General features: G+C 39.1%; 11 protein-coding genes. 10 read left to right on the top strand and 1 reads right to left on the bottom strand.

Translation table 11 applies throughout. The features are described from left to right. The first annotated feature begins 145 nt into the window (after positions 1–145). The 6 genes from cysQ to ACHABW_RS24230 all read left to right on the top strand — a co-directional run bounded on the left by cysQ (position 146) and on the right by ACHABW_RS24230 (position 7412). The gene (gene cysQ, locus ACHABW_RS24255) at positions 146–976 is read left to right on the top strand and encodes a 3'(2'),5'-bisphosphate nucleotidase CysQ (protein WP_435759397.1); all 831 of its coding nucleotides are present in this window, start codon (positions 146–148) and stop codon (positions 974–976) included. A 542-nt stretch (positions 977–1518) separates the two neighbouring features. After that, positions 1519–3642: a BglG family transcription antiterminator gene (locus ACHABW_RS24250; protein ID WP_435759395.1), complete on the top strand. Its 2124-nt coding sequence runs from the start codon at positions 1519–1521 to the stop codon at positions 3640–3642. Positions 3643–3657: 15 nt separating this feature from the next. Continuing rightward, positions 3658–3933: a PTS sugar transporter subunit IIB gene (locus ACHABW_RS24245; RefSeq protein ID WP_110938492.1), complete on the top strand. Its 276-nt coding sequence runs from the start codon at positions 3658–3660 to the stop codon at positions 3931–3933. 3 nt (positions 3934–3936) lie between these two features. Further along, positions 3937–5310, top strand: coding sequence for a PTS ascorbate transporter subunit IIC (locus ACHABW_RS24240; RefSeq protein ID WP_435759393.1), 1374 nt, complete (start codon positions 3937–3939; stop codon positions 5308–5310). Between the two features lie 211 nt (positions 5311–5521). Beyond that, positions 5522–6586: a sulfite oxidase gene (locus ACHABW_RS24235; RefSeq protein ID WP_435759391.1), complete on the top strand. Its 1065-nt coding sequence runs from the start codon at positions 5522–5524 to the stop codon at positions 6584–6586. A gap of 418 nt (positions 6587–7004) precedes the next feature. Further along, the gene (locus ACHABW_RS24230; RefSeq protein ID WP_435759390.1) at positions 7005–7412 is read left to right on the top strand and encodes a DUF1499 domain-containing protein; all 408 of its coding nucleotides are present in this window, start codon (positions 7005–7007) and stop codon (positions 7410–7412) included. Positions 7413–7595: 183 nt separating this feature from the next. Here ACHABW_RS24230 and yidC read toward each other — a convergent pair whose 3' ends face one another. Continuing rightward, complete coding sequence (yidC, locus tag ACHABW_RS24225) at positions 7596–8462, bottom strand: membrane protein insertase YidC (protein ID WP_435759388.1); 867 nt, start codon at positions 8460–8462, stop codon at positions 7596–7598. Positions 8463–8829: 367 nt separating this feature from the next. Between yidC and uxaC the strand changes: the two genes are divergently transcribed. The 4 genes from uxaC (at position 8830) to ACHABW_RS24205 (ending at position 14014) form a co-directional block, all read left to right on the top strand. Then, positions 8830–10257, top strand: coding sequence for a glucuronate isomerase (uxaC, locus tag ACHABW_RS24220; protein ID WP_435759386.1), 1428 nt, complete (start codon positions 8830–8832; stop codon positions 10255–10257). A 2-nt stretch (positions 10258–10259) separates the two neighbouring features. After that, the gene (locus ACHABW_RS24215) at positions 10260–10934 is read left to right on the top strand and encodes a rhamnogalacturonan acetylesterase (RefSeq protein WP_435759384.1); all 675 of its coding nucleotides are present in this window, start codon (positions 10260–10262) and stop codon (positions 10932–10934) included. An 18-nt stretch (positions 10935–10952) separates the two neighbouring features. Next, positions 10953–12374 (top strand): glycoside hydrolase family 28 protein, encoded by a 1422-nt coding sequence (locus ACHABW_RS24210; RefSeq protein WP_435759382.1) that lies wholly within the window; start codon positions 10953–10955, stop codon positions 12372–12374. 137 nt (positions 12375–12511) lie between these two features. Next, on the top strand, positions 12512–14014 hold the full coding sequence (locus ACHABW_RS24205) for a UxaA family hydrolase (RefSeq protein WP_435759399.1): 1503 nt from the start codon (positions 12512–12514) through the stop codon (positions 14012–14014). Positions 14015–14276: the final 262 nt, after the last annotated feature.

Raw genomic sequence — 14276 nt, 5'->3', positions numbered from 1 at the left:
GGACGGTTCCTTGCTTCATTCTAACTTAGTGACTTGTCATCATAGATATTTACTCTTTTTGACTTAAGAAAAACAACGATATCTTCCTAATAAAAGAGGAAGCAGAGAACCGTCCCCTGCATCCCATAAAAACGGAGGTAATAAAGTGTTAAATAAAGTACAGCTTACAGATATTATTACATGTGCTATTAAAGCGGGTGACGAAATTTTAGATGTGTATCATTCGGCTGATTTTGGAGTGGAAAGCAAAGTCGATGACTCTCCGTTAACGCAAGCGGACAAACGAGCGAACGATGTCATTACTGATGTTTTGCAAAAAAAATATTCTGAGATTCCTATCTTGAGTGAAGAAGGAATCCACCTTAGTTTTGCAGAAAGAAAGAATTGGGAATATTTTTGGTTAGTCGACCCACTTGATGGAACAAAAGAGTTCATCAAAAAGAATGATGAGTTCACAGTAAATATTGCCTTAATACATAATGGTCAGCCGATAATCGGCGTAATTTATGCCCCGGTTTTGGATATATTATATGTTGCAAAAACAGGTCTAGGTTCCTTTAAGTTAAGGGATGCTTCCAAACAATCGATCTTTTCAGAAACGGATCTTCTCAAACTTGCAAGCAAGTTACCTATACCAAAACAAGATAACGGTAACACCGTGTCTGCCATAGCTAGTCGCTCGCATTTATCAGCAGAAACGGAAGAATATTTAAACAAAGTAAAAGAAAAGTATGGTGAAATATCCATCACTTCGGCGGGCAGTTCCCTAAAGCTATGTTTAGTAGCGGAAGGAAAAGCAGAAGTCTACCCACGATTTGCGCCGACCATGGAATGGGACACAGGTGCAGGACAAGCCGTTGTCGAACAAGCGAATGGGTCAGTAATAAACGTGGAAACAAACGAACCGTTAGTTTATAACAGAGAAAACTTGCTCAATCCTTGGTTTATTGTGAAGAAAGAAGGGTTTGATTTTTAAGTTTTTTTCAAAAGTAGAGGTCAACTAACTCATAGTTTATATCTGGGAGTGGTTATCGGAAAAGTAGATACGATACTGAAGGGAAACTATACTTAAAAAAACTAAGTAAAGGCTTGCTTCAAAAAAAGACTTAAGCGTGGATATGTGCTACGTTTAGGTTTTTTTTTGATAGGAAAATATAAATTTGGACCATGATTTCTTAAGGGCGACTGTCGTCTTTTTTTAGAAATTGCTGTTTTTCACCGAGCAGAAGTGCTCGAACTGCCGCTCTAGGTGGATGCTATCCTCCATTCGCCAGCTTCACCACCGCAACTTAAAATATAAAGATAAACTTATTAAATCGAGACATCGTTTTAAATGTGAAGGATAGTAGTAGGAATATTGCGATGTTTTGATAAGTATAGTATTGCACAAATATGCACTACAAAATTAAGATTATGTAAGCATTTACATTATTTCCTGGCAATATCTATAATGAGGTTAACTAGTTAATTAATTTTTCTAAAAATCTAAAATTGCACATGTGCAAAGGTTGTGTTTCTATGACGTTGGATGAAAGGTGTACACAAATCATCACGGCCCTTTTTAATTCAAAGAAATGTGTATCCGTTGAAAGGCTAACAAACCAATTGGGGATATCGAAGCGGACGGTGTATTATGACGTTCAAAAAATAAATACTTGGTTGGAAGAAAATAAATTAGAGAAAGTCAAAAAAAAGCACAGTAAGGGTTATTATCTAGAAAAAGAAGCAAAGGAAATTATTCCAAAGTTAATTGGTGAAGTTAATAAATTTCAATACTTTTATAGCATGGAAGAACGATCATGTTTAATTGCTGTGGAGTTATTAACTAGCCAAATGCCAGTATTTATAGAAAAATTGATGGAGTTAACACAAGTTAGTAGAGCAACAGTTTCGAATGACCTGAAAGAGATAAAAAGGACCTTTTTACAGCATCAATTAGAGGTAAGTTTTCATAGAAATAGCGGCTATAAAATTACTGGAAAAGAAGAACTCAAGCGGCAATTGTTAGTGAATTATTTGGCTGAACTAATGACAACAAAAAAAGAATGGAATAATTTGATAGATCAGATCAAACTTCCTTTTTATGAGAATGATTTTGGACCTAAGGGGTTCTATGTTCAGTTAAACAGTATGAAACCGCTCATCACAGAATGTGAAGAAGAATTGTCGATTGAATTAACGGACGAAGCGGTTCATCTATTAGCATTAAAATTGATCGTAATTATTCAGAGATTAATGCATGGAAATCGAATTACTATCGATATCGATGAACAGGAAGCGTTAACTTCAACTACTGAATATCAGGCTTCTGTAAATATCTCCAGGAAGTTAGAGATGTTATATAGTATTTATATTCCAGATAGTGAAATATGTTTTATTACTATGAACTTATTGGGGTCAAAGGTAAATTATTCAGAATTAGAAGATAGTCAAAATCAAGAAATGAAGAAACTTAGAGTTACAGTTAAAAGCATTGTTCAAGATTTTCAACACTATGCTTGTATTCTCTTTCAAGACAGTTTTCAGCTTGAAGAGTCTTTATTCAAACATTTAAAGCCCGCCTATTATCGTGTTAAGTATAATGTGAGTCTAAAAGATGAAAATACGGAAAATTTACAACGAGAATTCCCAGAGATCTTTGAATTAACAAAGAAATCTATTCGTCAGTTGGAGCAATTACTTGGTGCACAAGTAAAGGATTCGGAAGTAGCGTATATTTCCATGCATTTAGGCGGATGGCTTCAACGGGAAGGGAAGAGGCCAGTTCAAAGGAAGAAAGCTATGATTGTTTGCGAGAATGGTCTAGGTACTTCCAATATACTGTGGGGACAGTTGGAAAAAATTGTAGCAGCCGTTGACATCATCGGATCTATTTCACAAAGGCAATATGAAAGTAATCCGTATGACGTTGACTTTGTTTTTGCTACAGCCCCTATAAAAAGTGAAAAACATCCAGTTCTAATCGTCAATCCTATTCTGACAGATAGGGATAAAGAGGCAGTTTTATCTTTTGTAAATAACCACAATGATTATTCTATAGATGAAAAAACAGTTACCCCTACCCTTCATACAATCATGAATATCGTTAGAAAACATACATCAATTTTTGATGAAAAAGAATTGATTCAAGATTTATCATTATTATTTAGTTTAGAACAAGGTACAAACAAGGTCAGAGAGGAGAAACCTGTGTTAAACGAACTGCTTACAAAGGAAACAATTCAATTAAAAACCAAAGTAGCAAACTGGCAAGAGGCTATACGATTCGCTTCAGAACCATTGATAGCAAATGGGAGTATTACTGAGGATTATGTTGAAGCAATGATCACAAATGTGGATGAGTTGGGGCCTTATGTCGTCATCGCTCCAGAGATTGCCCTTCCACATGCGCGCCCTGAGTACGGGGTGGAAAAAATTGGTATGAGCCTTTTACTATTAGGAGAGAGTACTTATTTTTCAAAAGAAGAAAGGCATCGTGCGAGATTAATCGTTGTCTTAGCGGCTGTTGATAATGAAAAACATTTAAAAGCATTAGCTCAATTGTCTACAATGCTATCAGATGAAGAAGTTCTGCAAGATGTAATGGGTGCTGAAAGTGTTGAAGATATCATAACATGTATTGACCATCATTCTACTATATAAAAGGAGAGGTTTCGAATGAGAAAAATATTAGTTGTTTGCGGAAACGGATTAGGAACTAGCTTTATCGTTGAGATGAATGTAAAAGCAATTTTAAAAGAGTTAGGTATAGAGGCGGAAGTCTCTCACACTGATTTGACGACAAGTAAGTCAGAACAAGCGGATTATTATTTAGGGGCAGCAGACTTACTAGAAAATTTAGAAGATGGAAAAAGAAATCTTATTAAATTAACTAACATTATGGATAAAAAAGAACTCCGTGAGGCAATAGAGACAAATATGAAGGGGGCTTAAATAATGGTAGATTTAATAATGAATGATATTCTCGGTACTCCTGCCATTTTAGTTGGTTTATTCGCACTTTTAGGTTTAATTCTACAGCGAGCTGCTATTACAAATATTGTTTCCGGTACATTAAAAACTGTAATGGGTTTTGTTATATTAGGGGCTGGTGCTGGAGTAATCATAGGTTCCCTTGATCAATTTTCAAGCATGTTTGATAATGCCTTCAACATTCAAGGTGTTATTCCAAATAATGAAGCAATCGTAGCATTGGCACAGGACGCTTTCGGTACGGAAACTGCTATGATTATGCTGTTCGGTATGCTCGTAAATATCCTGTTAGCAAGAGTAACCCCATATAAATATATTTTCCTTACGGGACACCACACGATGTTCATGGCTTGTTTGATCGCTGTTATTTTGATGACAGGCGGAATGTCCGGTTTTCCACTTGTATTTATCGGATCTATCATTCTAGGATCTCTTATGGTGCTAATGCCAGCTTTAATTACACCTTATACGCGCAAAGTTACTGGATCAAATGATTTCACTGTTGGTCACTTTGGTTCGATTGGTTACTTCGTTGCAGCATTTGTTGGTGAAAAGGTCGGTAAAAATTCTAAATCTACGGAAGAACTTAAAGTTCCTAAATCGCTAGGATTCTTAAGGGATACTTCCGTTGCGGTGGCATTAACAATGTTTATTCTCTTTTTCATTGTAGCTCTTTTTTCAGGACCTGCATTTATTGAATCAGAACTTAGTGGAGGAACAAATTTCTTAGTATTTGCTTTCTTGCAAGGTTTGACGTTTGCTGCAGGTGTATATATTATTCTCGCTGGTGTACGAATGCTGTTAGCTGAAATTGTGCCTGCGTTTAAAGGTATTGCGGATAAAATCGTACCAAATGCGATCCCAGCATTGGATTGTCCAGCAATATTCCCATTTGCAAATAATGCAGTTATAATTGGTTTCATATTTAGTTTCATTGCTGGTTTAATTAGCATGTTTTTACTTCCGCTTTTTGGTTTAAGTGTTATTGTACCGGGTCTTGTACCCCACTTTTTCACGGGTGCTGCAGCAGGAGTATTCGGTAATGCAACAGGCGGAAGAAGAGGTGCAGTATTCGGTTCTATGGCTAATGGTTTTCTTATTAGTTTCTTACCAGCCTTATTATTACCAGTCCTTGGTACTCTAGGATTCGAAGGAACAACTTTCGGTGATTCCGACTTCGGATTAGTTGGTATTGTACTTGGAGGTATTGTTGAACTATTTTCTTCGCAAGTAGTATTTATTACATTTATACTAGCCATTCTAGCTGTGATCTTTGGAGTTGGAATAATGAGAAACAAAAAAAATCCTCCAAAAGTAGAAGAGTCAGTAAATTCGTAAAGTCACTTGAATAATACTAAGAAGTGTGGGGCGCGGAATCCCCTCACTTCTTTTTTGCATGGGGACGGTTCTCTGCTTCAGTATGGATTAATTACGTAATTGAATAAGGATTTGAATCAAATGAGGATCTTTTTTGTGTTTATACACTATTTAGTCGGAAATTCTGATCCATTGCATAAGGTTAGTATAAAGCTTTTTAAAGGAGGAACTGATGACAAGTATTTATCGTGTTGATCCCTTTCTGACTACAAGGAAATTGGTACCTGAAAATCAGGAAACACCTCTTTCTTTTATACGTACTGACCGACTTCCCGAGCATCTGTTTTATAAACGAAACCATTTTCCTTATCCGATGCTCACGCTCTCAAGTTTGTGGCTTCCTGTGAACGGAAATGTTACGAATCCGGCTATTATTTCCTACAATGAACTAATGAGCCTTCCTGCCAAAACTCTTACGGTGCTTCTGGAGTGTGCCGGCGATAAACGAAGATTTTTCACCCCAAAAGTGTTTGGGGAGCAATGGGAAAAGGGAGCAATTAGCCAGGGGATTTGGAAAGGAGTTTCTTTAAAGACATTGCTTCTTGCGACTGGTGTGAAAGAGAATTCCCAAGAAGTTGTTTTTGAGGGCTATGACTTTGGTAAGAGAACAGATTCTGAAGAAATAGACTCTTTTAAGCGAAGTTTACCTCTTGAAAAGGCCTTACACCCCGACACAATGATTGCTTATGAATATAATGGGAGCCCCTTATCTTTTAAACACGGATATCCTTTTCGGCTCATCGTTCCTCAATGGTATGCGATGGCTTCTGTAAAATGGATAAAGCAAATAACTGTCATCGATCAGCCATTTAAAGGGCCTTTTCAGAAAAAGGATTACATGTATTACCCTGAGAAGGAATCGGACATAAACGCTTTTCCGGTAACCACTCTCCGTGTAAATTCGAGCATTCAAAAACCGTTGGACAAGGACATTCTTAATAGTGGAATGATTGATATTCGGGGCATTGCTTGGACCGGGGAAGGGAAGATTCGTAAAGTAGAAGTAAGTGTGGATGGAGGGGAGGTTTGGAAACCGGCAACATTTACTTCCTATTCTAATGATGGTTACGGCTGGTCTGGCTGGAAATATGAGTGGATCCAAGAGAATGCCGGTGAATATACGATTATGAGCAGAGCAACAGATACTACTGATCGAACTCAGCCACGTTCTGCTTTTTGGAATCGCAAAGGCTACGGATACAATGCCATCGACCATATAGAGGTGAAGCTGGAGTGAGTGGAGGGGGGGTTCTCAGCTTCTTTCACTGACACTTGGAATTTTGATAGTTTTGTGTTGGAAAATAGTTCCTAAATAGATAACCGCTAGATGCGCTGGAGAGCACCAACGGTTTTCTACCTATTTTAGAACAATATGCCGTAACAAAACCCTCTCCCTATCTTGACAAAAAACGTACTATTCTTAAACTCTTCGTAAACAATAATCTAAAAACTCACTCGGATCGTGTTGAAAGAGTATATTAAGAATCTCACTAATATGGTATGGTTAAACAATAAAAAACGTTTTCAAACGATTATGAAAGATTATTGACGAATAGAGTCACTTTGATTTAGTAAGCAGGAACGGGAATAAACCGCATGTTTTGACAGCAGTCCAACTTGGATCGACGATGCGAAACTCAGGAGGAGAAGATAGAATGTCATTTATGTTGACGTTAAAAAAGATTTTTTCAACAGGGACAGAAACGCGTGATCATCATCCGGATGAGAAATTCGTGACACATTATTATAAAGGGATGCAAAAAAAGGTTTTGCATGAAGTAGAGAGTATGTTAAACGGTAAAAAAAATTTCAATGTGGCTTCGGTATCAGAAGAACGAGGCGAAATCATCGTTCGTGTCACGGGTAAAAAGAAGGTTTTTTTAGTGGCCACTGTTATTATGGTTAGTCCTAACCGAACTTCCGTCGATTTTTCGGCTTCGACAGATACGATCTTATTTACTGACTTTGGCTATAGTAGACGGTTTGTGACAGAGCTGTATAAGGAGCTTGACCCGAGGCTTCATTTTCTAGGAAAAGGTTTAGGCGATAAGCTGATAAAATAAAATGGGATTTTAAAAGACCTTTATCTGAGACCTCGATAAAGGTTTTTTGTGCTAAAAAGGTATAGAATTGAAGAACACGGTTTTTTTAGATACTGTGGATTTCTTTTCGAACAAAGGGACACTAAAACGCTTAGGCGATAACCAAATCATTCGACTTCCCACTTAAGAACGACTATTCTTACCTCACTTGTTCTCCTCAACCGTACCAGGAGAAACTTCCTTTTCAACAACAGGTACCGATGGCTTTGGCTTGTACAGATAACGCGCCAGCTGAGATTGGAAAATTAAAAAGATTCCCCCGATGGACCAATAAAGTGGCAGTGCAGCAGCGACAGCAAAGGAGAAAACTCCCATCATGATTGGCAGAATGTAACCGATGATCTTCATTTGTTGCTGCATCTCTCCGCCTTGACCGACAAGCTTTGAATCCTTCATTTCTTTTCGTGAAAACTGGAATTGTACGGAATAGATCGCTGCTGCTATCAAAGGCAAAATTGCATCTCTTTCACCGAGATTAAACCAAAGAAAACTGCTCCCAGCAATTTCAGGCGTACGAATAATAGCATAGTAAAAACCAATTAAAAACGGTAACTGAATCAATACAGGCAAACAGCCAAACGAGGCCATTGGATTAAACTGGTGTTTTTCATAAAGTTTTATAATTTCTTTTTGCATCTCTTGTTTATCTTCTTTACTTTGCTTTTCCTTATAACGATCTTTTAACTCTGTCATTTCAGGATGAATGATAGCCATTTTATCTTTCATAAAAATTTTGTTTTTATATTGTTTAAGCATAAGTGGCATTAACGCAGTACGAAGCAAAACAGTCATGAGAATGATCGATAAACCATAGCTTCCTTGAAAAATCGTCGCAAAAAAATGAAGTAAAAAAGAGAATGGATAGACGACAATCTTATTAAAAATCCCCGGAGTATCAGAATTTATTGGATCCGTATTGACTCCGCACCCGGATAGCGTGAGAAGTAAAATCCCAACAACCAGTAGCGGAAGAATAGAAGGAAAATGAGATTGTTTCGTTGAAAAAATCATGATGATAGGCCCCTTTTTATGAAAACGTCGTCATTTTATATATAATTGTAGTATGATAGATATATAAAATGAATACAAGAGAATATTTAGAAAAGAAAGAATTATAAAAATACAGTATTGTCGCAGGTTTTATGACATGATATAATGAAGTAGAACGAAAATGAACATAAAAAAACATTTGAAAATAAGCTCAGAATCACGATAAGAAGCGGTAATAGAGTGCGATTTGACGATGCCGCAAGCTCCAGAAATTCTCTTGATACATCGCCCCTGTTTTTTTTGAGCGGGTCAAAGGCCTTATAAAGAGGGAAATTTATTTACAGCAAAAAATAACAACGTTGTTATTCCATTAGAGGAGGAAACAAAGATGACAAAACCGTTTATTCACGATGATTTTATGTTGCAAAATGAGGTAGGGAAAAAACTCTATCATGAGTATGCGAAGGATATGCCAGTTTTTGATTTTCATTGTCACTTGAGTCCAAAGGAAATTAGTGAAAACCATCAGTTTTCGAACATCTCAGAGATTTGGCTCCACGGAGATCACTATAAATGGCGGGCCATGCGTGCTGTCGGTGTTCCTGAAGAAATCGTGACAGGACTAGAGGCAACGGATGAGGAGAAATTTGCTGCATGGGCAAAGACTGTCCCTTACACGATCGGTAATCCGCTTTATCATTGGACACATCTTGAACTGAAGAGCTATTTTGGTATCGAAGACTTGTTAAATGAAGATACGAGTAAGCAAATATGGACAGAGGCTAATAAACAGCTGCAAGGAACAGAATTAACGACACACAGTATTTTAAAACGGTCGAATGTTAAAGGCATTTGTACGACAGATGATCCAATTGACGACCTCCGATACCATAAGCAGATTGCTGAAAATCCAGCTATCGATACAAAGGTGTTGCCGACTTTCCGTCCGGATAAGGCAATTGAAATCCAACAGCCGGGTTTTAATGACTATATTACTAAATTGGCTGCCGCTGCAGAAACGAAGATCGCTACTTATGATGATGTGTTGACAGCATTGGAAAAACGAATGAATGCCTTTGATGAAGTGGGATGTGTTGTTTCCGATCACGGCATTCAGACGCTTCCGTTTGCACCTGCCACAAAAGAAGAAGCAGCGAAAATATTCGCGAAAAAATTAAACCAGGAAGAACTTAGTCATGAGGAAGTAGAAAAATATAGAACGTATACGATGACTTTCCTAGGAAAGCAGTATTCACAGCGACAGTGGGTGATGCAACTCCATTTAGGCGCGATTCGAAACAACAATCAGCGAATGTTTGAAAAACTTGGTCCTGATACAGGATTTGATTCCATGTATGACTATGATATGGCCGGATCACTCAATGGCTTTTTTAACGAACTTGATCAGACGGATGACCTGCCAAAAACAATCATTTATAACCTGAACCCGATTCATAATGAAGTGATTGCGACGGCGATCGGCAACTTCCAGTCATCCGGAGTCAAGGGGAAAATTCAATTTGGTTCAGGCTGGTGGTTTAACGACCAAAAGACCGGAATGGTGAAGCAAATGACAGATTTGGCGAATCATGGATTACTTAGTCTGTTCGTCGGAATGCTGACCGATTCGCGAAGCTTCTTGTCTTACACCCGCCATGAATACTTCCGCCGGATTCTTTGTAATCTGATTGGGGAATGGGTAGAACTTGGTGAAGTTCCGGAAGATTATTCGTTACTTGGAAACATGGTGCAGGATATTTGTTTTCACAATGCGAATGAATTTTTTGGTGTCGGACTTCAACATCAGGAGGCATAGTCATGACTCGTATCTTCTTAATTGGTGATTCCACGATGAGTACCTACCCGGAAGCGCGTTATCCACGAAAGGGCTGGGGGCAGGTTCTCCAAGACTACATCCCGGGAGCTGAAATACGGAATCATGCTGTTCCAGGTCGAAGTACAAAAAGCTTTTATGAACAAGGACATTTTGAAGAAGTAGAGGAATTACTGCAGGAAGGTGATTTTCTCTTCATTCAATTTGGCCATAACGATTCGAAAAAAGACGACCCAATCAGGTTTACGAACCCATGGAGTGACTACCAGGATAACTTAAAAATGTACATTGATGCTGCTATCAGCAAACAGGCAAGACCGATTTTATTCACCCCTGTTGCACGCAGATATTTTGATGAAAGTGGTAATTTGATCGATGCGCATGGTGATTACCCGAAATCGATGAGAAAACTCGCGGCAGACCTGGACATTCCCCTTGTAGACGTCACGGACATGTCAGAAACATGGTTACGAAAACAGCAGCCTGAAGCGACGAAGCAGTTTTTCATGTGGCTTTCCCCAGGAGAATACAATTATTATCCTGACGGTAGTGAAGATAATACTCATTTCACTGAAAAAGGCGCGCATGAAATTGCAAAAATAACGGCGAACGCGTTGGTGGAAAAGGGAATTATTCCTCCTCGTTGGATGACAGTTTAGGAAGAAGGGATAATTCAGATGGATGTTATAAACGGAATGACAAAGGATCAGCCGTTTCAAGTCAAGCTTCCAACTATTCCTGAACGAGAAGTAACGATCACGAGTTTTGGAGCCAAAGGGGATGGAAGCTTTGACAATACAGAATCTTTTGCGAGGGCTGTCGCTGATTGTCAACTGCACGGTGGCGGAACGATAAAAGTTCCCGCTGGAATCTGGAAAACGGGGCCGATTACGTTTACCAATCAGATGCGATTGGACTTAGATCAACACGCTGTGATCCAATTCAGTGATGACCCGAAGCATTATCCTTTAATTGAAAGCTCTTTTGAAGGCGAGAGGGTCTACCGCTGTCAGTCGCCGTTGAACGGAGAAAAGGTCTCGGACATTGAGATTACGGGTCTCGGTGTCATCGATGGTGCAGGTCAGGCTTGGCGCTATGTCAAAAGATTTAAGATGTCGGAGATGCAATGGGAAACACTCGTTCACTCAGGTGGAGTCGTGACAGAGGATGAGCAGGAATGGTGGCCTTCTAAAGAAGCTTTACACGGAAAAGAACGCATTCATCAGCTTCGCCTAGAAAATGCTGAAAAGTCGGAGTATAAGGAAATACAGCATTATTTAAGGCCGAATTTACTCAGCTTCCGACGCTGTGAGCGGATAAAACTCAGCGGTGTGACCTTTCAAAATTCGCCGGCGTGGAACGTGCATCCTCTAGAAAGCAACGATATTTTAATTGATAACGTTTCGATCAGGAACCCTTGGTACTCCCAAAATGGGGACGGATTAGATATTGAGTCATGTAAACGGGTTATTATTCAAAACACTGTTTTTGATGTTGGAGACGATGCTATCTGTATGAAATCCGGAAAAGGTAAATGGGCTCGTGACTTAGGGATACCAACGGAACTCGTTGAAGTAAAAGGATGTAAAGTCCACAGTGGGCACGGAGGTTTTGTTATCGGCAGTGAGATGTCCGGTGGCGTAAAAGATGTCTATGTTCACGACTGTGATTTCTACGGGACAGATAGTGGATTGCGATTTAAAAGTAGCCGTGGAAGAGGCGGAGTAGTTGAACGAATTCAAATCGAACGGATCCAAATGATGGATATTAAAGAAGACGCCATAACGTTTCAGATGCACTACAGTAATAATGGAGAGAAGGTTGGGGAGACAACGGAAGCGGTTACAGAAGAAACCCCTGTATTTAGTGATATCCACCTTAAAAAGGTCACGTGTATCGGTGCAAAAAGACCGATTGTGATTCACGGCCTTCCAGAGCAACCGATAACAAACTTGATTTTTGAAGAGATATATGTGGAAAGCGAGCAGGCACTTGAAATTCATAACTGTGAGAATCTAGTACTCTCGCAAACGGAGATTAAGAATCGAGACAAGCAGGATCCGATATTTGTGAATTGTAAATTTGGTATAAAGGAGTAAACAGGTTTTAGAGGTTGTTGATTTGTTAGAACAGAGGGGATCGAATCCTCTCTAGTGTAACCCTTTAGGCTCTTAAAACATTTGGCAGAAGATCACACTGTATTAAATGAAATACCGGTTTTACTAATGGAGGTATGATGATGAGTGCAATAGCAGATTATTTGAAAGTTCACCGTTCTGATAATGTTATCGTGATTCTAAAAGATTATCAGAAGGGAGACTCGTTGACAGTAGAAGACGTAGAATTAACAGCAAAGGAAGATATCGGTTTCGGACATAAGCTTGCTTTGAAACCGATCAATAAAGGCGAGAACATTATGAAATACGGCTATCCGATCGGTCATGCAACAGAGGATATTTCCGCAGGGGATTGGGTCCATTCGCACAATACAAAAACCAATCTATCCGGAACCTTAGAATACAACTATACTCCGACAGAACCGATTGTGAAGCAAAAGGCAACAGAACGAACATTTCAAGGGTATGTTAGGGCAAATGGTGACGTTGGTATCCGTAATGAAGTTTGGGTCATTAATACCGTTGGCTGTATTAACAAAACCTGTGAGATTGTCGCCAGGACGGCCAATGATATGCATAAAGGAGACAATATTGACGGGGTTTATCACTATCCACACTTATTCGGGTGCTCTCAATTAGGAGATGACCTTCTGAACACGCAAAAGATCTTAAGTGATTTGATTCATCACCCGAATGCTGGAGCTATATTGGTGTTGGGACTTGGTTGTGAAAACAATTATATTGACCTATTTAAGGAAGTAATTGGTGATTTTGACGAGAAGAGAGTCAAATTTATTGAAGTGCAGCAAGTCGATGATGAAATTGAAGATGCTTTAGACGCGGTAGAAGAGCTTGTAGAATATGCAAAAACGTTTAAACGTGAACCTGTTCCCGTTTCCAAGCTTAAGGTCGGCTTAAAATGTGGAGGATCCGATGGCTTTTCCGGAATTACAGGAAACCCTCTCTTAGGGGCTTTTTCAGATAAACTTATTGAACACGGTGGCTCTACCATTCTTACTGAGACTCCGGAACTGTTTGGTGCAGAAACACTATTAATGGAACGCGCAAAAAATGAAGAGGTTTTCCATAAAATCGTTGGAATGGTGAACGGATTTAAAGAATACTTTATCAAACACGAGCAAAATGTGTATGAGAATCCATCCCCAGGGAATAAAAAGGGCGGTATCACAACACTGGAAGAAAAATCACTCGGAAACGTTCAAAAAGGTGGCTTTGCTCCGGTAGTAGATGTTCTAAATTATGGCGATAGAATGAAAGAGCCAGGTTTAACATTATTAGAAGGACCAGGGAATGATCTTGTTTCTGTCACGGCGTTAGCAAGCTCAGGGGCACATATTGTTCTTTTCACAACTGGTCGAGGAACACCTTTTGGCGGACCGGTTCCAACAGTAAAGATCTCCACAAATACGGCATTGAGCGAAAAGAAGAAGAAATGGATTGATTTCAATGCAGGGGAACTTGTAGAAGGAAAGGATAAAGAAGAATTAACGGACGAATTCTTCGAGTATATCCTTACGCTAGCTTCTGGTGAAGTAGAGGCAAATAATGAAAAATATGGGTTCAAAGAGATTTCAATCTTCAAAGATGGGGTTATCCTATAAACGAAAAAGAAGAGCGACTTTCGAAGAACTCGACAAGTCGCTCTTTACATATAAGAAAACGCTAGTGTCTATTTAGTTGACTTGTTATGACAAAAGGTTATTTGAAAGAATTCCCGCTCGCTTTCCGTGGACGATTCGTGAACCTCCTCGAGCTATCGCTCTGCGGGGTCTCCCCTGAATCGTTCTTCCACAGGAGTCTCGCGGATTCTTCCAAACAACAATTTTACAAAGACCGTTTACGTTGACTTTTCTTTGTTAAAAA

It is taken from the genome of Salipaludibacillus sp. CF4.18, from assembly GCF_051262595.1.
Lineage (GTDB): Bacteria > Bacillota > Bacilli > Bacillales > Salisediminibacteriaceae > Salipaludibacillus > Salipaludibacillus neizhouensis.
Note: the sequence above shows the minus strand (reverse complement) of the source record. Positions and strands in the feature narration are given on the sequence as shown.

What these genes read in the sequence shown, in the direction of transcription:
- ACHABW_RS24250 (WP_435759395.1), top strand. Translation starts at nt 1,519, where the DNA reads ATGACGTTGGATGAAAGGTGTACACAAATCATCACGGCCCTTTTTAAT.
- ACHABW_RS24245 (WP_110938492.1), top strand. Translation starts at nt 3,658, where the DNA reads ATGAGAAAAATATTAGTTGTTTGCGGAAACGGATTAGGAACTAGCTTT.
- ACHABW_RS24240 (WP_435759393.1), top strand. Translation starts at nt 3,937, where the DNA reads ATGGTAGATTTAATAATGAATGATATTCTCGGTACTCCTGCCATTTTA.
- ACHABW_RS24235 (WP_435759391.1), top strand. Translation starts at nt 5,522, where the DNA reads ATGACAAGTATTTATCGTGTTGATCCCTTTCTGACTACAAGGAAATTG.
- ACHABW_RS24230 (WP_435759390.1), top strand. Translation starts at nt 7,005, where the DNA reads ATGTCATTTATGTTGACGTTAAAAAAGATTTTTTCAACAGGGACAGAA.
- yidC (WP_435759388.1), bottom strand. Translation starts at nt 8,462, where the DNA reads ATGATTTTTTCAACGAAACAATCTCATTTTCCTTCTATTCTTCCGCTA.
- uxaC (WP_435759386.1), top strand. Translation starts at nt 8,830, where the DNA reads ATGACAAAACCGTTTATTCACGATGATTTTATGTTGCAAAATGAGGTA.
- ACHABW_RS24215 (WP_435759384.1), top strand. Translation starts at nt 10,260, where the DNA reads ATGACTCGTATCTTCTTAATTGGTGATTCCACGATGAGTACCTACCCG.
- ACHABW_RS24210 (WP_435759382.1), top strand. Translation starts at nt 10,953, where the DNA reads ATGGATGTTATAAACGGAATGACAAAGGATCAGCCGTTTCAAGTCAAG.
- ACHABW_RS24205 (WP_435759399.1), top strand. Translation starts at nt 12,512, where the DNA reads ATGATGAGTGCAATAGCAGATTATTTGAAAGTTCACCGTTCTGATAAT.